The organism is Leeuwenhoekiella blandensis MED217 (assembly GCF_000152985.1).
GTDB classification, from domain to species: Bacteria; Bacteroidota; Bacteroidia; order Flavobacteriales; family Flavobacteriaceae; genus Leeuwenhoekiella; species Leeuwenhoekiella blandensis.
This window is the reverse complement of record NZ_CH672395.1, coordinates 1,897,687-1,916,462: the sequence shown is the minus strand read 5'-3', so window position 1 is coordinate 1,916,462 and position 18,776 is coordinate 1,897,687. Positions and strand designations below refer to the sequence as shown.

Genomic DNA, 18,776 nt, shown 5'->3' with positions numbered 1-18,776 from the left:
TTGCATCGGTAAAGGTTTCATTATTGTTTTAAAACAAAGGTATTTTGCCCTTTTTGGCGGTCTATGGAAAATAAAGTACTGATAAGTCCCAAGTGAGAGAACCCCTGCGGGAAGTTCCCCAATTGGGCGCCAGACGGACTCAACTCTTCTGCAAATAAGTTGAGATGGTTGCTGTAACTCATCAACTTCTGAAAATACCGCTCTGCTTTTTCGACTTCGCCGCCCCGCGATAAACACTCTATATACCAGAACGAACCTATGGTAAATGATCCTTCAACAGCTTCGTTTTTATTCGGAATGCTGTCGTGCAGGTTTCGATACACCAGTACATCGTCGACAATGAGTTGGTCTTCGATAACTTTCATGGTTTTGACCCAGCGCTTGTCATACGGACTGATAAACTTCATCAGCGGCATCATCAGTAAAGAAGAATCTACGGTTTTGGCACCTTTGAAGTGCACATAGCTTTGCAATTCTTCATCCCAGAAATTCTCATAAATATCCTGAAAGATCTTGTTTCTATTTTCGATCCATTGGCTTACATCTGTTGGTAAGGATCGCTTACGAACGAGTCGTATCGCCCTGTCTAAAGCTACCCAACACATCAATCTTGAAAACAGATAGTGTCGCTTGACTTCACGTACCTCCCAGATCCCGTGATCGGGGTTTTCCCAGTTCTTACATACAAAATCGATCAGTTTCTCTACATTTCTCCAGAAAGAATACATCACGTTCTGTCCGTATTTATCAAAGAGGTAGATGGTATCCATCAATTCGCCAAACACATCCAGCTGCAACTGCCCCGTTGCGGCATTTCCTATACGTACCGGTTGTGATCGTTTATAGCCTTCAAGATCCAGCTCTTCCTCTTCCAGATCGCGACTGCCGTCAATACGGTACATAATCTGCAATTCTACATCTCCATTGATATCGGCATCGATAAGATCATAAATCCACTTCATAAAATGCGAGGCCTCTTCTATAAAACCTAAGCGCATAAAAGCATACATGGTAAAAGCGGCGTCACGTACCCAGGCGTATCGGTAATCCCAATTCTTATCTCCCCCTATCTTCTCGGGCAAGGCGTAGGTGGGCGCGGCTACTGTAGAACCATATTTGGCACTGGTCATCAGTTTTAAGGTGATCGCAGAGCGTTTCATATGCTCGGCAAAGTCACCGGTATACTTGCAGGTTTTGATCCATTGATGCCAGAAGTGAATGGTATCATGCAGTTTGGTATTCAGTTCTTCACACTGCTCGGCAATAGGAGCTTCAGGCTGTTCCTCTTTTGCCGCTTCAATGATAAAAAAGGCATCTTCGCCTTCCTCTAGGCAAAACTCTTCCACCAGCGCTTCCTGTTCAACAATAGCAATGCTACTACGCACTTTGAGACCTTCAGGATGCGCTTCATTCTTAAAAACTACCGTATGCGCGTCTACGTAATCGATTTGCGTGTCTACCTTCCCATAATCGATCAAAACCTTCAGGATCAGATCAAAGGAAAGGCTTCCGCGTATCAAGCTGATCTTACGCACCAGCTGATTGCGCTCCGGTTTTCCGTCGGACTTCATCGGCATAAAATCGGTAAACTCTACGTTGTAAGCCTCTGATAAAAACCGTGTGGTGAGCACAGCCGTATCTAAAATATATTCCTGAAAACATTTGTCATAAGGCGCTTGCGGACGCGTATGAAAACTTCCTCCTTTATTTTGGTCAAGAAGCGCTGCAAAAACCGAATGGGAATCATACTCCGGGAAACTCATAAAATCAATACTGCCCTCCCGCTGGATCAACGCACAGGTTTGACAATTTCCTATTACACCATAACTTTCTATACCGGGATAACCGCTTGCCTCTTTCATTGAATTTTTAATACGTTTTAATTAGTTGGATGTGTTCTCAATCTGAAAAATTACTGATAAACACAGGGCTTTTTATTAAAATAAAGGTAAAACTTGAGTCTTAGATTCCTTCGAAGCTTTTTTGCCTGTAAAACAGTTCTTTTTAAACCAACTTTAATACAACTTTAGCAGGCTGCATCGGGGTTTAGCGTTTCCTAAAAGCACAAAAAAGGCTACATTTGATATTCACTCCTTTCTTATGACGCACGAATTCCGCACCCTGATCACAACGGCTTTTACCTATAACCAACAGCAACAGGCTTGTGTTATGGCGAGTGTCGTCGCTCTTGACGGCTCCTCCTACCGCAAACCGGGCGTACGTATGTTGATCGCAGCAAACGGAACGATGACCGGAGCGGTAAGCGGCGGCTGCGTAGAAAAGGAAGTGCTTTTTCAGGCGCAGGAGGTCTTCGAAACAGGAAACCCCAAAATGATGACCTACGACGGCAGATACCGTCTGGGCTGTGAAGGTATTCTCTACATCCTGATCGAACCCTTGGTGGTTACCGAAGCGCTGTACAACCAACTCACCACTGCTTTTGAGCAACGTACTCCAATACAAATTTGCGCGTATTACAGCCGCGATATTGAAGCAACCCATCACTATTTGGGTTCACAGGTGCAGCTTGCAGCGGGAGCTCCCCTCCTTTTGAACGGGGAAGAAACGCAAACCACTCCTGCCGAAAATACTTTGGAATTTAAGCAACAGCTACCTCCTATTTTTCAGTTATTCCTTTTTGGTGCGGAACATGATGCTGTGCAATTAGGTATTCAGGCTTCACAACTGGGTTGGGACGTGACAGTGATCGCATCTCCAAAAGACCCCAAGACCGAAGCCAATTTCCCCGGAGTAAAGAGCGTACTGCATCTGTTACCGGAAGAAGCTCACCAACTCGTCATCGACGAAGAATCGGCGGTGGTATTGATGAATCACAATTATGCGACCGACCTTAACTTTCTGGTGAACATCTATGATAAACAGCCACAGTATATTGGGATTTTGGGCAGTTCTAAACGCAGGGAAAAGTTGTTTAACGAACTCATAGACTACAAGCCCGATCTGGATGCTGAAGTGCTTGACCGCATTTACGGACCGGCAGGTATTGATATCGGAGCCATCACGCCGCAGGAAATTGCACTGTCTGTACTTGCGGAACTACTAGCGGTTACCCGCAAACGCGACGTCCCTTCCTTGCGCGATAAGTTGGGAAGTATTCACAAAGAAGCCTGATCTAAGACCTGCACGCGTAAACTAACATAAGTCAAACCTCAGCGTATAATAGCCTTGGGCGCAAGCTTTAAAACTGCTTTAGTGTAAGCCTGTTATACTTGCACTGAAGATTTTTTGGTCATAAGCCAAACCTTAGCAATTTATCGCCTTGGGCGCAGCCCACAAAAAACGTCCTGTAGTTGTATCAACCACAGGACGCTGAATTTATAATGCAGAAGCTGTTACGCCGCGCTTTCTTATTTTAGAATCATTTTCTCAGGGGTGAGCGGCAACTCACGCATACGCTTACCGGTTGCGTTAAAGACTGCATTGGCAATAGAAGCCGCAACACTGGTGATACCCAGTTCGCCAATTCCCTTGATGCCCATTTTGTTGGCGATCTTATCCTCTTCAGGAAGGTAGATCACATCAATATTGGCCATATCCAGATTAACAGGAACGTGGTAGTCTGCAAACGACCGCGTAATAAAGTTTCCGTAGTTGGGTTCTACTTCAGTGCGTTCTGCAATCGCCATCCCGGCTCCCATCGCACACCCCCCAATGATCTGACCAAAAGCGGTCTTTGGGTTCAGGATCTTTCCGCAGCTGGCCACATTAAGCATACGCTTGATGCGAAATACACCCGTATCTTTATCTACCCAAACCTCGGTAAAGTTGGCACCAAACGAAAACACGCTGTGCGCCTTATATTCTTCATCAGGCTCAGCCGTTCCTTCCGCTTCCAGCGTATTCAAGTTACTCGCTTGCATCAGCGCAGCCGTCGAAGTCGCATCTGTAGCACCAGCTTTAACTTTTAAGTCCTTCATCGCCTGTTCGCAGGCTGCACGGGCTCCGTTGGCAAAAGAAGCAGCACCCCAGGATCCTCCGGAACCGGGTGTAACCGGATATTCAGAATCGCCTAGTTCTACATCTACCTGCGCTACAGGAATGTCTAAATATTCTGAAACCGTCTGTGCCAGAATCGTATAACTTCCTGTACCGATATCGGTCGCATCCATTTGCAAGGTGGCATACACCTTATTGTCTTTCAATTCTAAAATCACTTTAGCCGAAGTCTTCATAAACGGAGCACGACGCGAGGCACCGCTTACCCCGTAGCCTACCAGCCAATTGCCTTCAGACATTGTTCCGGGAGTTTTGGGACGATTCTCCCAACCAAATTCCTTAGCACCCAGACGCAAACATTCATTCAGCAAACGGGAAGAAAAGGGTTTGTCGTTACTTGGGTCTACCTGCGTATCGTTCTTGATTCGAAATTCCACAGGATCCATATCCAGTTTATATGCCATCTCATCCATCGCCGATTCTAAAGCAAAACTACCGGTCGCTTCCCCGGGAGCACGCATCGCAAATGGCGTTTGTAAATTCATTGGCATCAAGCGGTGGGTTACGCTGTTGTTGGGTGTTTTGTAAAGCATTTTACTCACCGTACCACAAGATTCCTGATACTGCTCATAAGTTGAGGTATGCGATAAGGTATCGTGGGACAAAGCAGTAAGCGTGCCGTCTTTTTTTGCTCCTATTTGTATACGCTGCTCGTTACGCTGACGCAAATTGGTATTGGTAAACATCTGCGTACGCGTTACGGTGAACTGTACGGGACGCCCGACAGCTTTAGAAGCCATCAGGGCAAGGATCACGTGCTGTTTTGCTGCAAGCTTAGAACCAAAGCCACCCCCTACATAGGGCGACATCACGCGTACGTTCTTTTTATCGATCTTAAAGGTATCTGCGATCGTCTTTGCCGCATTGTCTATCATTTGTTGACTCGCATAGGCTTGTACGTTACCGTTGTTCCACGAACCGATAAGCGCATGCAATTCCATGGGATGGTGGTGCTCAATAGGTGTAACGTAGGTCTCATCAAGGGTAACGTCTGCTTCTGCAAGTCCGCTAGCGACATCTCCCCGGGAATAATCTGACTGCTCCGTGGGTTTATAGGCTTTAGGTTTTGATGCTTGAAAATCAATATCCGGTTTGGATTCATCGTAGGTATACTTTACAAGTCGGGCTGCATACTGCGCCTGCTCAAAAGTTTCAGCAACCACCATTCCTACATACTCCCCATAGTAATGCACTTCGTTACTCTGTAGTACCGGTTGAATACTGGTGGTAGATAAGGGATGTAAGTCTTTCTCGTACTGTGCGAGTTTTTCAGCATTCTTAAAGGTGATCACGGCCAGTACGCCTTTTTGGGCTTCAGCTTCAGAAGTATCTACCGCAGTAATACGTCCTTTGGCGATTGTACTGTTGATGCCCTGCGCATAGACCAGATCCTTGACGTTAAACTCGGAGGCATATTTTGCCATTCCGGTCACTTTAAGTTTTCCTTCCACACGGTTGATCGGGTTTCCGGTTCCTTTTGATGTATATGAATTCATAATGTTGTGTATTGATTAGGCCTTTTTAGCATAGGCTTGTTCCAAAGCACGCACGATGGCTTTGCTTCCCATAGGTACTTTGTATGCATTGTAGGCGAGCGTTTGAGCATCTTCTAATGCCAGACGTGCTGCTTCCTCAAAGTGAGTTGTACTTGGTTTTTTCCCGATCAGGTAGGCTTCTGCACTGGTAAGCTTCCACGGTTTGTGGGCTACACCTCCCATTGCCAGACCGGCATCGGTGATGATTCCTCCACGTATTTTCAGCCCTGCTGCTACAGAGATCAAGGCAAAGGCGTAACTACTACGTTCACGAATTTTCAAATAATGGTAATGCTCGGTAAACTGCGGTTTGGGCAGATCGATCGCTGTGATCAACTCTCCCGGCTCCAAGGTATTGTCCTTTTCCGGAGACGACCCCGGCAGACGGTGAAAGTCGGTAAAATCTATAGTGCGTTCGCTTCCGTCAGGGGCTTGTACGCTTACGGTAGCCTCGAGTGCCGCCAGCGCCACACACATATCAGAAGGATGGGTTGCCACACAGCTTTTACTCCATCCAAAAATGGCGTGCTTGGCATTAGCGCCTTCCAGCGCGCCACAACCGCTTCCCGGTTCGCGCTTGTTACAGGGCATCGAAGTTTCAAAGAAATACGGGCAACGGGTGCGCTGCAACAGGTTTCCACCGTTAGTCGCCATATTGCGTATTTGTGCCGTGGCTGCAGAAAGCATCGCCATAGACAGTAGCGGATAATTTTTACGGATCTCCGGAGCATTGGCCGTCGCCGAATTGCTCTTTGCCGCAGCCAGCGTATATCCACCGGCGGCATTGGCGGTGATGCGATCATTGTCCAGATCGGCCACCTCAATAAGGTGTTCGGGGCGTTCTACATCTTCCTTCATCAGGTCAACGAGGTTGGTTCCTCCGCCCAGGTATTTAGCTTCTTCCCGTTCTTGTATCGCCGTCAGGGCTTCTTGCCGTGTTTTGGCTGCTATATAGTTAAATGGTCTCATAATTGGTTTTATTGGTTATCGCCTGCTGCTTTAAGTTCGTCTACACTCGCGAAGCGCCATTTGGGTTGTTCTTCAACACCCGATTGTACTTCTTTTACAGCCTGTACAATATTGTTGTATGCGCCACAGCGGCAAATATTACCCGACATACGCTCTCTGATCTCTTCTTCAGAAAGGTCAAGGTTTTGAGCGACCTGTGTAAAATCTTCTGTAACATAGCTGGCTTCGCCGTTTTTAGCTTCGTCTAATAAAGCTACAGACGAACACAATTGTCCCGGGGTGCAATACCCGCATTGAAAGCCGTCGTGTTTTAAAAAGGCTTCCTGCATCGGGTGCAAGCCTGCGCCATCGGCAAGGCCTTCAACCGTCGTAATCTTTTTGTCTTTACAAGTAGCGGCAAGGGTCAAGCAAGAAAGTTTTCGTTTCCCATCAATGATTACAGTGCATGCACCACACTGCCCGTGGTCGCATCCTTTTTTCGTTCCGGTGAGGTGTAGGTGTTCGCGCAGGGCGTCAAGCAACGAAGTACGTGAATCTAATGTTAAAGGTTTAACATTTCCGTTAACGTGAAGCTTAACCTCTACTTCGTTTAAAAGCGCATCCAGATCGTCTTTTAAGGTGTCTGGAGTCGTTTGTGCTAAGAGTCCGGAAGAGAAATACGGCGAGGCCATAACACTCATACTGGCGGCTGAGATCTGCCCTAAGAACTTACGGCGCGAGTCGCCAAAGATCCCCAGACGGTCCAGCACTTTCGCTTCATCCTCAGTGAGTTGCTGTTCCTGAAGCGGTTGCTGATGCTTACTTGTTTTCATGATGTAGTATTGAAGTTTTTTGTTTGTGTTTACCGCTACGTCTGCCCTTTTGTGTGTTAAAACCCGACAAACCGAAATACAGCATAACACCTGTGCTGTCAAGTTACCCAATCTCAAACCACGGAAAGCCCCGTGAATCCTAAATCTCTCTTAAGAACTTCCCTATGAATTCATAAACTTTATTCAGAGACGGATCAACAGTTGGCAGTAGCAGTCGGCAGTAGCAGTTTTCAGTCTTCAGTTTTCGGTTTACTGTTTACTGTTTGTTGTTTGTTGTTTGTTGTAGGTAGACTAAAGATTTTAGACTTGAAATGTTAGCATTGGACAAAAGAGAAAAGACGAGGGGACAGTCGGCAGTAGCAGTCTTCAGTTTGCAGTTTACTATATTAAATATCCATACCCGTAGAGTTTTTATTCTTTTTCTTCAGTATAGCGAGAAGGCTCCGTTAAGAATTTTTGAAGCCTTGGAGAAAATTTAGGAGCCTTCTTGCGGTTTTCGCCCATAAGGCGAAAAATACCTAAGAAAAAGGGTCTTTTCTTTTGTTACTTTTCTTTGGACAAGCAAAGAAAAGTAAGGAACACGATTAAAAGTTAATACACTCAATTCAACACTAAACCACTTTCAAACCCTTTAATCACAAATAACCACAACCCACTAATTATCAAATCGTAACAAAACCCCTGCTGTTTCGTCTTCCTGGTATGCGACCTATCAAAAACCATCTGTTTCGAATAGTTAAATATGCTTGTTTGGCGTACATCGGTTATCTGGTGATTGCGGTAAGCCTTGGCTTTTTTGGAGTGATCTACGTGATTCCGTTGGCTCCCGGATGGAAACTCAAAACGCCCCACTACAGCAAAAAAGCATACAACCTACATACAGAACCGCCGCTTGTTTTTTATCAAAACGAAAGTATCCATGTCGTTAGCATTGCAAACGAACAAAACACCTTTATTAAAAAGCAACATAGCTACCCCGGGAACGATAGCCTGGTCCTCAAAGTAAACACTCCCGAAAATTCGTTTAAGGTGCGTCTAAAAGATTCTTTTGCTCCAGCACAAGACACCTACGCCCTACCCGAGCGCTTGCTTTGCCTCTCTGACATTGAGGGAAATTTTGAAGGTCTTGTGCGCTTTTTAAAAGGTACAGGTGTTGTAGACCAAGACCTGGCCTGGCAGTATGGAACAGGGCATTTGGTCTTACTGGGTGATTTTTTTGACCGCGGCACACAGGTGAATGAATGCCTGTGGCTCATCTACAAACTGGAACAGGAAGCAGCACGCGCAGGCGGCAAGCTGCATTTTATCTTAGGCAATCACGAGACTATGAACCTGATGGGCGCTTACGATGCCCGAATGTATAAATACGTGCACGGCAGTTATTTTAAAAAAGCCGACTTTCTAAAGATCGACTACTCCCAATGGTATACCCCAGATACCGCACTGGGCCGCTGGTTGCGCAGCAAGAACAGCATCGTAAAGATCGGGGACTACCTCTTTGTACACGGTGGTGTGAGTCCGCAGTTGGTTGCAGCAGGGCTTCGCTTGGAACAGATCAATTCTGGTATACGCGAAGGGCTTGATAAAACCCCGAACGACCAGACAAAACAAGAACGCTTGCTCTTACGTACAGAAGGCCCTTTATGGTATCGCGGACTGGCCAACGAATCCCTCACTGCGGAAGAAGTCAGTCGTATTTTGGATGCATTTGACAGCACGAAGATCATTATAGGTCATAGCGTTTTTGATCAGGTACAAACCTTATACACCGATCAGGTCATTGGCATAGACCTTAAGCATGCTGAAAACCAACACGTGTACGGCCTCCTATACAACGCCTCCGGATTCCACGCCATCAATGATCAAAACACCACCCGCTTTTTAATGAAAGCCTATTGAACCGGAGAAAAACAGTGAGCAGTTGGCAGTAGCAGTTGGCAGTGGCAGTCTTCAGTTTGCTGTTTGCGGTTTATGGTTTGTGGTTTTCTGTTTGCAGTATTGAATACGCATATCCTGAGGGTTACACGAAAAAGCAGTTTTTGAGCGCATTTGTCATTTCGAGCGCAGTCGAGAAATCGCATCTGGTACGCACTTTATCAAAAGCCCTCATCCCCAGCCCTTCTCCTACCGAAACTTCGGGAGAGAAGGGAGTTAGCTTGTTGTGTGATCTCTCCTAACGTCGAGATGACTGAGCATTTTCATACCCGACGGATTACACGAATCCAAAATTCCCTTGGTTCAGAATAGCTGCGGGAAGCTTTGGATTAAGTCGGTAATAGTAGTTTTCAGTCTTCAGTTTATGGTTTGCGGTTTTCTGTTTGCAGTATTGAATACGCATATCCTGAGGGTTACACGAAAAAGCAGTTTTTGAGCGCATTTGTCATTTCGAGCGCAGTCGAGAAATCGCATCTGGTGCGCACTTCATCAAAAGCCCTCATCTCCAGCCCTTCTCCTCCCGAAGCTTCGGGAGAGAAGGGAGTTAGCTTGTTGTGTGATCTCTCCTAACGTCGAGATGACTGAGCATTTTCATACCCGAAGGGTTACACAAATTCAAAATCCCTTGGTTCAGAATAGCTGCAGGAAGCTCTGGATTAAGTCGGTAGTAGCAGTTTGCGGTTTGCGGTTTGCGGTTTGTGGTTTTCTGTTTGCAGTATTGAATACGCATACCCTAAGGGTTACACGAAAAAGCAGTTTTTGAGCGCATTTGTCATTTCGAGCGCAGTCGAGAAATCGCATCTGGTGCGCACTTCATCAAAAGCCCTCATCCCCAGCCCTTCTCCTCCCGAAACTTCGGAAGAGAAGGGAGCTAGCTTGTTGTGTGATCTCTCCTAACGTCGAGATGACTGAGCATTTTCATACCCGAAGGGTTACACGAATTCAAAATTCCCTTGTTTCAGAATAGCTGCGAGAAGCTCTGGATAAAGTCGGCAGTAGCAGTTTTCAGTCTTCAGTTTACCGTTTTCTGTAATAAATATCCATACCCGAAGGGTTACATGAAAAAGCAGTTTTTGAGCGCATTTGTCATTTCGAGCGCAGTCGAGAAATCGCATCTGGTGCGCCCTTCATCAAAAGCCCTCATCCCCAGCCCTTCTCCTCCCGAAACTTCGGGAGAGAAGGGAGTTAGCTTGTTGTGTGATCTCTCCTAACGTCGAGATGACTGAGCATTTTCATACCCGACGGGTTACACGAATCCAAAATTCCCTTGGTTCAGAATAGCTGCAGGAAGCTCTGGATTATGTCGGCAGTAGCAGTCTTCAGTTTGCTGTTTGCGGTTTGTGGTTTTCGGTTTTCTGTAATAAATATCCATACCCGAAGGGTTTAGTTCCCTTTTGGTCAGTATAGCAAGGGCATCCCGTTAAGAATTTCTGAAGCCTTGGAAGAAATTTAGGGATGCGCTTGCGGTTTTTGCGATAGCAAAAAATACCTATCCAAAAGGCGTCGTTTCTTTTGGTTCGTTTTCTTTAAACGAGGCAAATCGACGTTAGGAGATTCACGAGCTCCCGTGAAATAAGGATCACGCGAGTAAAGAAAATGAACAGAACATGAATAAAACCTAATACCACTCCATTCAACACTAGGAAATCAACGCAATCTTATAAAACCTCCCCCCTTCACAACCTTTAACCCGAAACCCCTTACAAAAATCCAAATTACCCTGCATAGGCTTGCACGGTGTTGCACACTCCTGCACAAGTTCGCACACCATTACACATAAATTCGAAATTTCCGGGGGTTTGGTAGGGGTCTCGTTCGGGTCTTGTTCGGGTCTCCTTCGGGTATGCCTCGCATCGACAAGCGGCAGGTTGGGAGTCTTAAAGCACCCTGTTCTTAAAAAATGGGAGTTTACCGAACCAAATACGACCCACACTGCACCCTGACCCGAAGAATGCGCCTTTTATAGGATTTACAGAATCCCGTAAATAAGGTTGGAGATTTATGCCGATATTGTTGAAACTAATAAAAAGCACTAATATCCTGAAGTATAACCGGGTAATAGTGTATTTTAGTGAATATATTAATGTTAATCTAGCTGAACCCTCCCAAAAAAGCCTAATTTTTTTTCTATAAAGAAAAGCTAAAACTGAAAAATCACAAGGACTGTTTTTAGCCAAAGCATGTATTATTTGAAACAGCTGGTAAAAGTAAATCTATATTAATAACATTTAAGATATTACATTAAAAAATTGATTTTCAAGGTAATGACTATTGACGAAATCCACAATAATAAAAAAATAAGCGTTAGAACCTATAATGTCTGTAAATCGAATGATTTAAACACAATAAGTGAGATTAAAGATTACTATTTAAAAAATAGATCATTTGAAAAACTGCAAAATTGTGGAAGAAAGTCTAATATGGAGCTTATAGGTATTTGTGTTAGATATCTGAGTGAGTCACCAGAACAGGAAAATTTAAATAAAGATAATTCAGAAGCAAAAAACGATAGTTTCAAAGAAATAATTGCTGATCTCACCCGGGTTCAAAGAAATGTAATAAATAGTTACATTATTGTAAATACAGAAGGTTTAAAAGTTAGGAGTAAAAATGCCATTAAATCTTTTCTTGGAGGTGACCTGAAAATAAAAAATTTTGCAAACCGAATATTGATTTTAAGGTCATTTGAAATTGATAAAATCAAAAATGTTGGAGAAAGGTTGTAAGCTTCCCCAGACTAGAACTGCTTAATCTTCCAAAACTGGTTTAAAATTATTGTTTTTCATTCTCTTGGGGCTAGCCCCAAGAGAATGGAGTTTTGCGTATTGCACTGGTGCTATTTTGCCCAGTGAGTCATGGGGACGATATTTATTGTAATCTTCCATCCATATTTGAGTTTGTTCCCTTACCTGATCAATGTTTTCAAAGATATATTTATCTAGGACACCTCTGCGATAGGAGCCATTAAAGCGTTCTACAAAAGCATTTTGAGTAGGTTTGCCTGGTTGTATGTATTTAAATTCAATTTCATGCATTTTACTCCATTCAGCAGTTAGGTTTGCTATGAATTCAGGACCATTGTCCATCCTGATCCTGTTTGGCTTGCCCCGTCGGTTGATTAGGTGATTGAGTACCCAGACTACCCGATTACTAGTCAATGAAAAGTCTACTTCAATATGTAGTGCCTCTCGATTAAAATCGTCTATTACGTTAAAAGATCTAAAACGTCTCTTGTTTTCTAGGACATCGCTTACGAAATCAATACTCCAAGTATCATTCAATTCTTCAGGAATCTCCAAAGGCTCCTGTATACGCGCGGGCAGGCGCTTCTTTGCTTTTCTTCTTAAAGGAAGCCCTAAAGATACATACACCCTGTGTACCCGCTTATGATTCCAAGGCTTTCCTTCGTTACGGATACGCCAGTAGGCTTTCCAGAAACCCTCTTCTGAATGTTCTTCTGCTTTGTCTCTAAGAGCCTTCTCTATAGGAGTATCATCCTTGGGTAATGGCTTATAATAGTAAACACTTTTACTCATATTAAGCACTCGGCACGCCCTACTGATGCCGTAGCGGATAAGTTCTTTAGCTATGGTGCGTTTACGGCAGGGCTTTAGAGCTTTTTTTCAATAATCTCTTTTGCCATTTGGTGGTCTAGTGCTAAAGAGGCATACATCTGCTTTAGACGGGCGTTTTCAGCTTCGAGCTCCTTAATACGCTTAAGTTCTTTGCTGCTCATACCAGCGTATTTAGAACGCCATTTATAAAAGGTAGAGGTACTGACACCGTATTCGCGGCTAATTTCTTCAACACTCTTACCGTTGTCGAACTCCTTTAAAATTTTTGCAATCTGTGTAGGTGTGAATTTGCTTCGTCTCATACTGTTTAAAATTAAGAATTATTACACTTCTAAACAGTTCGGTTTGAAGGGAAGCTTACAAGGTCTACTAAAGAAATTAGCGATTATATTAGTACAATCAAAAAAGTCATACTTGAGGTAAGCCAGACAAGAGATGAGAACTATTTAATTGCATTAAAAAATAGATTTTTAATACAACGAACTTTCGACATTCCATTAGTTCCTAGAGAAATATTAGAGTCAGAATCAATTTTTCAACTTACAGACTTTCTCTTTAATCAAAACGCATTTTTTGATGAAACTCAAACAGTAATTGTTAAGCGGGCGTTGAAGTTATTCAATAATCAAAAAGAACTTACGCTTGATGAGATAGCTGAACAAGTTGATCTTTCAAGAGAAAGAGTGAGACAGATAAGGAAAATAGGTTTAGAAAGTTTATTTAATAAATTACTCTTTATTTCTAATTTCAATGACGATTTATTTCAAAAATATAGCATAGATGTTGAATCAATGTATATTGAAATAGACACAGATATTTTAAATAAAATCAACCAATCAAATAACACAAATTTTTCTAGAGAATTTATCACTTTCATACTTTCCGCATATTTAAAAGATAGTTTTTCTTTAGTAGGGAATTATGAAGATGTATTACAACCAAAATATTTTAATTCACGCAACAGACACAATTGGAATAACTTCTATTTAATAAAAAAAGAATTATCCTTGGAATTTGATTTCACTTCTTTTACTAATGATATTTCAAAGAGGTTAAGCGATAGAATTGAAGAATCTTATTCCTTTAATTTCAAAAGCTATTTATCAAAGTTTCTATTGAACAACTATATTGATTTTCTAGAGTTGTTGTTCCCAATCTGTGAGAAAATAATTAATGAAGAATTTGAAATTTATCTTGATTTAGAAGAAAACATAAATTTCAAAAGAAACACTACTCGACAAGCACACGAATATGCTTTTGAAGCACTTGAACATTTAGGAAAACCTTCAAAGGTTAAAGAGATTTTTGAAAAGGTAATAGAACTGCATCCTAACTATGACACAGAAGAAGTAAAAATCAGAGTTTCAATGAAACGTAAAAATGGTTTTGTGCCAATTGGTAGAAAAAGTGTATTTGGTTTGAAAAAATGGGAAAGTGAATTGGACAATTTCAAAGGAGGTACAATACGAGATATTGCTGAAGAATATTTAATGCAATATTCTGTACCGAAACATATTTCAGACATAACAGAACATGTTTTAAAATATCGTCCAAAATCAAATCAATATAGCATACTTCAAAATTTGAAACTTGATGAATCTGGATTGTACATCTTTTTTAAAGGTTCGCATATAGGATTAACAACAAAAAAATATGAATCTGACTTTAAGAAAATATCGGAAGTCCAGAAAACCGACAAAAAAACTTGGGAAGAAAGGTTTGAAATGCTTCAAAATTTCGTCTTAACAGAAAAAAGGCTACCATTTTCAAATGGAGTGCCTCAAAAGGAAATAAAACTATACCGTTGGCTTTGTGTTCAAAAAAGTAAGCAAAACAAGGGAAAACTTGCTAAAAACAAACTAGAAAAACTAAACAGTTTATTAGTAAAATACCCAAGCGTAAACGGTAGACGAAGATTGAACTCAAATGAGAAATATCAAGAATTAATCTCATTTGTTTCAAATAATCGTCGACTGCCTTCAGCAAATAAAGATGGTGAAGAAAATTTATATCAATTCTTTTACAAACAGAGAAAGCTATTTGATAAAAATGAACTTGGCAGCAAAGAAGAAAATAAATTTATTGAAGTTGCTAAACTTCTTCAAAATATAAAATATGAAAATAAAAGAAACTAAACTATTGCAAAACCAAAGACTCAAAGAGATTTGTAATGATAAAGAAGTCAGTTTTGAATCTATTGAAACTTTATTGGATTCAGTTAAAACAAAGAAGTTGCTGAAAAGAAATAATTACCATCAGCAAAAAATTAATGATGTTATTGAAAAAGCGATAAAATGAAGTTCTCAAATATAAAAATCAACAATTTTAGACAATATTACAATGCTGTAAATATTGATTTAACAACTGATACCGACCGAAATATTGTAGTTATTGGAGGTAGAAATGGTTATGGTAAAACAAACCTCTTATTATCCATAGTTTGGTGTCTTTATGGCGAGAAAATTTCTCAAATTGATGATAACTTTAAAAAGGAAATTCAAAAAGAAAAAAACTATTCATCTTTTATGCAACAGTCTATAAATTGGACAGCAAAAAAAGAAAATAAGGATACATTTTCAGTTAGTATAGAAGTTTCAGAAATAGAATTACCAGAATTGAATAAACTAAATTCAAACTCTGATAGTGTTATCATAACCAGAACATTTAATGTTACTAGTATGAACGAAACACTTTCTATTTCAGATACTAATTCAAATATGGAAATCTTTGATGATGAAGCTGATAAGATTAATGTCATCAATGATTATATAATCCCAATCGATGCTGCAAAATTTGTGTTTTTTGATGCAGAAAAAATCTCTGAAATTGCAAATTTATCTATTAAGGAAGAAGGTAGTTTTATAAATGATGCATTAGGTAAAATATTAGGTCTTGATACATATGACACTCTAATTGAGGATATAGAGTTTTACATTAATACATTGAAGAAAGAAGGAGCGACAAAAAACTTACAAGAACAAATAGTTGATAAAGAAAAAGCAATTGAACTCTCTGAAATAGATATTGAAAAGCTTGAAGAAGAAAATGCTGAAAATCTTAAAGAGATTGATGATTTAAAGAAAACCATAAGACAATACGATAACCTCATATCGCAACACAGTAAACAAGGGAATTCGACATTTGACAGAGAATCAATTTTATCTGAAATAGAAAAGCTTACAGCAAAGGAATTTGAACTATCTGAAAAATTCAATGAATTAAGCGAAATAATTCCGTTAGCTATTTTGACAGGAAAACTTGAAGAAGTAAGCGAACATCTTGAAATTCAAGAGGAAAACTCAATATCTCAAAATTCTTCAATAGAAAATTCTGAAAAAATTGAAAATTTTATAGAGCTACTTTTTAATAAACCACCTGAACCTGAAAATTCTACTATGTCATTCAAGGACAAGCTTTTCTATTACGATAAGGCCAAAAATTTAGGTTCAGAATTGTTTACCTCTAATGGAGATTACAAAGATTTAGAATTTGAACACGATTTAAACAATTCTGAAAAAAGCTTAATCTATGATGCAATTAATCTTGTAAGTTCTCAATCAAAAGACTTATTCGAAACTACAATTGAAGAATTCAACAAAACAAGAATCAAACTTTCAGAATTAAACAAAACTTTAAGCAAGGTTGATGCTGATTTGGAAGATGAGTTGATTTTAGACTATTCATCAAAAAAAGAAACAGCAGATTATAATATCACAGAGAATAACAGAAAAATTGGAGAGAATAATCAGCAAATAAACAAACTTAAAGGTGACATAATAAGATTGAATCAACAATTGTCTGTATTAGTTAAAAAGGTTGATGTTAATGCCCAAAACAAAATTAAAATTAAAGAAAGTCAGAAGTACATTGACATTTTAAATTTATTTCTCGAAGAACAGAAAAACAAACACAAAGACAGTCTTGAAAAAACAATTTTAAGCGAGCTAAAAATATTAATGCACAAACTTGGTAGCGAAGAAAATAGCAGCAAATTTATTGAAGATGTAAAAGTTACCATTTTAGCATCTGGCCAAGGAATGAAAATAACCCTTTTAGACCAAGACGATAATGAAATTAGAAAAGAGAGTTTATCTTCTGGAGAAAAACAAATTTATATTTCTTGCTTAATAAAAGCAATCTTGAAAGAATCAATACAAAGTTTACCAATATTTATCGATACGCCTCTTGGAAGGCTTGATGAAGAACATAGAGATAATATTACTAAAAAATATTATCCAGCTCTATCTGAACAAGTTGTATTATTCTCTACAAATAGTGAGATTACACCTAAACGATATAAAGACATTTCAGCAAATATTTCTAAATCCTATTTACTATTTAATGATGGGGCAAATACAAATTTAAAAACAGGCTATTTCCAAGGTTATGAGAATTAAAATAAGCAAAGAAAATGACGAATTATTATATAAGCTTAAAACCTTATACAATTTTAAAAATGACGGAATAGTTCCTCGTATTGCATTTTCGAATAGTTTACTATCAGGTAAAATATTTGACATTGAAAATGACATTATTCCAAGCTCCGATGGTAAAGAATTTAGAGATGATAAAGCAATTTTTGGCACTGTTATAGGAAATGGTTCAAATACAATAATTTTTAAATCTATTCTTGACCAACATTATAGCAGAAACACATTTGATGATGAATTTATTAAACTGTTTAAACTTCACTTAAATCACGGTTTAGAAATTTGGAATAGTAAAATTGAGAAAGCTGACATATCTAAGGGTGACCACATTGATATACTTCTAAAAGTTGTTAAAAGTGGATTGGATTTAAGGAAAAACGTTGTTAAAACAAATATTTCTACAAAAAATATTGATATTAAAGAGTTTAAAGACCTTTTAACTTTTGAATTAGGCCAAACAGTAGAAGGTGATAATGTTGTTATAAAAATTAATGATTTAAGAGAGTTTGACAATAGAAATATTGCAATTGCTGGGATGGCAGGTTCTGGAAAAACGCAATTAGTGAAAGATATATTATATCAAATTTCTAAAAACACTAATAATGATCTGAAGTTTATCTTTTTCGATTACAAAGGTGAAGGAAACCCAGAGCAATTAAAACCTTTTCTGGATGCTACAAGATGTGAGTTTGTTGATATCGTAAATGATGGCGGTATTGAATTTAATCCATTTTTATCTATAAATCTTGACGAAAGACAGAGACCTTTTAGCATAAGGGCTTTTGTTGATACAATATCTACTTTCGTTCCTAGAATGGGCGTTAGTCAAGAGAATATTTTAATTACTTTAATAAATGATTTATTAGACAGTAAAAATGGTGGATATCCTACTATTTTAGAATTATTTGAGGGATTGGAAAATTACTATGAGGAAAACAATATTCGGCAAGACACATTATATTCAATCATTCGTGATCTGTCCACAAACATATTTAATTGTAACCCCAATAATCCAAACATTCTAGATAAAAGTTTATATCTTAATCTTCCACCTGCGTTATCTGACTGGACTTGCAACAAAAAACTGGACTTTAAGTTGAGTGACTATGCTGCTAGTTTTTGATTATACATATCTATTTCAAATTCTTTAATAGTTCTGTTTCCTAAGTAGGAATGTCTTCTTCTGGTATTGTACCAGGTTTCTATCCACTGAAAGATAGATAACTCTGCCTGTGATTTAAGCTTGTATTTATGCCAATATACCCATTCTACTTTCAGAGATTTAAAAAAGGATTCAGCTACGGCATTGTCCCAGCAATTACCTTTTCTACTCATCGATTGTTTTACCAGGTCATTATAGCTTTTAAGTAGATTAGTAAATCTTTGGCTGGCATATTGGATACCTTGGTCTGAATGGAATATCAAAGGTTGTGTTAGTGTGGTATTTTTAATAGCCATCTGCCAAGCTTTTATAACAGTATCCTCAGTATTTAGGGTATCACT

General features: G+C 39.8%; 14 protein-coding genes. 8 read left to right on the top strand and 6 right to left on the bottom strand.

Annotation, left to right across the window (positions count from 1 at the left end; genetic code table 11):
• Positions 1–20 precede the first annotated feature (20 nt).
• On the bottom strand, positions 21–1,862 hold the full coding sequence (locus MED217_RS08235; protein ID WP_009780043.1) for a glycoside hydrolase family 15 protein: 1,842 nt from the start codon (positions 1,860–1,862) through the stop codon (positions 21–23).
• Between the two features lie 238 nt (positions 1,863–2,100).
• Between MED217_RS08235 and MED217_RS08230 the strand changes: the two genes are divergently transcribed.
• Complete coding sequence (locus MED217_RS08230; protein WP_009780042.1) at positions 2,101–3,132, top strand: XdhC family protein; 1,032 nt, start codon at positions 2,101–2,103, stop codon at positions 3,130–3,132.
• A gap of 236 nt (positions 3,133–3,368) precedes the next feature.
• On the opposite strand, the gene MED217_RS08225 is transcribed toward MED217_RS08230, so the two are convergent.
• From MED217_RS08225 to MED217_RS08215, 3 genes are read right to left on the bottom strand one after another with little or no spacing between them, the layout of a single operon-like run.
• Complete coding sequence (locus MED217_RS08225) at positions 3,369–5,513, bottom strand: xanthine dehydrogenase family protein molybdopterin-binding subunit (RefSeq protein ID WP_009780041.1); 2,145 nt, start codon at positions 5,511–5,513, stop codon at positions 3,369–3,371.
• 15 nt (positions 5,514–5,528) lie between these two features.
• Positions 5,529–6,521, bottom strand: coding sequence for an FAD binding domain-containing protein (locus MED217_RS08220; RefSeq protein ID WP_009780040.1), 993 nt, complete (start codon positions 6,519–6,521; stop codon positions 5,529–5,531).
• Between the two features lie 8 nt (positions 6,522–6,529).
• Entirely contained in the window at positions 6,530–7,333 is an 804-nt protein-coding gene (locus MED217_RS08215) for a 2Fe-2S iron-sulfur cluster-binding protein (RefSeq protein WP_009780039.1), read from the bottom strand.
• Between the two features lie 750 nt (positions 7,334–8,083).
• On the opposite strand from MED217_RS08215, the gene MED217_RS08210 reads away from it, so the two are divergent.
• The 3 genes from MED217_RS08210 (at position 8,084) to MED217_RS08205 (ending at position 11,994) form a co-directional block, all read left to right on the top strand.
• On the top strand, positions 8,084–9,232 hold the full coding sequence (locus MED217_RS08210) for a metallophosphoesterase (RefSeq protein ID WP_009780038.1): 1,149 nt from the start codon (positions 8,084–8,086) through the stop codon (positions 9,230–9,232).
• A 35-nt stretch (positions 9,233–9,267) separates the two neighbouring features.
• On the top strand, positions 9,268–9,510 hold the full coding sequence (locus MED217_RS19215; RefSeq protein WP_154648923.1) for a hypothetical protein: 243 nt from the start codon (positions 9,268–9,270) through the stop codon (positions 9,508–9,510).
• 2,022 nt (positions 9,511–11,532) lie between these two features.
• Complete coding sequence (locus MED217_RS08205) at positions 11,533–11,994, top strand: hypothetical protein (protein ID WP_009780037.1); 462 nt, start codon at positions 11,533–11,535, stop codon at positions 11,992–11,994.
• A gap of 21 nt (positions 11,995–12,015) precedes the next feature.
• On the opposite strand, the gene MED217_RS08200 is transcribed toward MED217_RS08205, so the two are convergent.
• Positions 12,016–13,145 (bottom strand): IS3-like element ISLbl2 family transposase gene (locus tag MED217_RS08200; RefSeq protein ID WP_088124382.1). Its coding sequence is split into 2 segments (ribosomal slippage): positions 12,016–12,884 and positions 12,884–13,145, totalling 1,131 coding nucleotides; the frame shifts between segments, so codons are not numbered across the junction.
• Positions 13,146–13,220: 75 nt separating this feature from the next.
• On the opposite strand from MED217_RS08200, the gene MED217_RS08190 reads away from it, so the two are divergent.
• Genes MED217_RS08190 through MED217_RS08175 form a run of 4 tightly spaced genes read left to right on the top strand, consistent with a single transcriptional unit; the run spans position 13,221 to position 18,396 of the window.
• The gene (locus MED217_RS08190) at positions 13,221–14,978 is read left to right on the top strand and encodes a helicase associated domain-containing protein (protein WP_083777998.1); all 1,758 of its coding nucleotides are present in this window, start codon (positions 13,221–13,223) and stop codon (positions 14,976–14,978) included.
• Positions 14,959–15,141 carry a DNA modification system-associated small protein gene (locus tag MED217_RS08185; protein WP_009780034.1) on the top strand — a complete coding sequence of 61 codons (183 nt, stop codon included), beginning with the start codon at positions 14,959–14,961 and terminating at the stop codon, positions 15,139–15,141. Before MED217_RS08190 ends, MED217_RS08185 begins: the two co-directional genes overlap by 20 nt.
• Positions 15,138–17,240 (top strand): DNA sulfur modification protein DndD, encoded by a 2,103-nt coding sequence (dndD, locus tag MED217_RS08180; protein WP_009780033.1) that lies wholly within the window; start codon positions 15,138–15,140, stop codon positions 17,238–17,240. Before MED217_RS08185 ends, dndD begins: the two co-directional genes overlap by 4 nt.
• A complete protein-coding gene (locus MED217_RS08175) occupies positions 17,230–18,396 on the top strand; it encodes a DndE family protein (protein WP_009780032.1) in 1,167 nt (388 codons plus the stop codon). The genes dndD and MED217_RS08175 overlap by 11 nt, the downstream gene beginning before the upstream one ends.
• On the opposite strand, the gene MED217_RS19210 is transcribed toward MED217_RS08175, so the two are convergent.
• On the bottom strand, positions 18,378–18,776 hold a 399-nt coding region (locus MED217_RS19210; protein WP_009780031.1), incomplete at its 5' end, for an IS3 family transposase. The two genes, MED217_RS08175 and MED217_RS19210, sit on opposite strands and share 19 nt — an antisense overlap.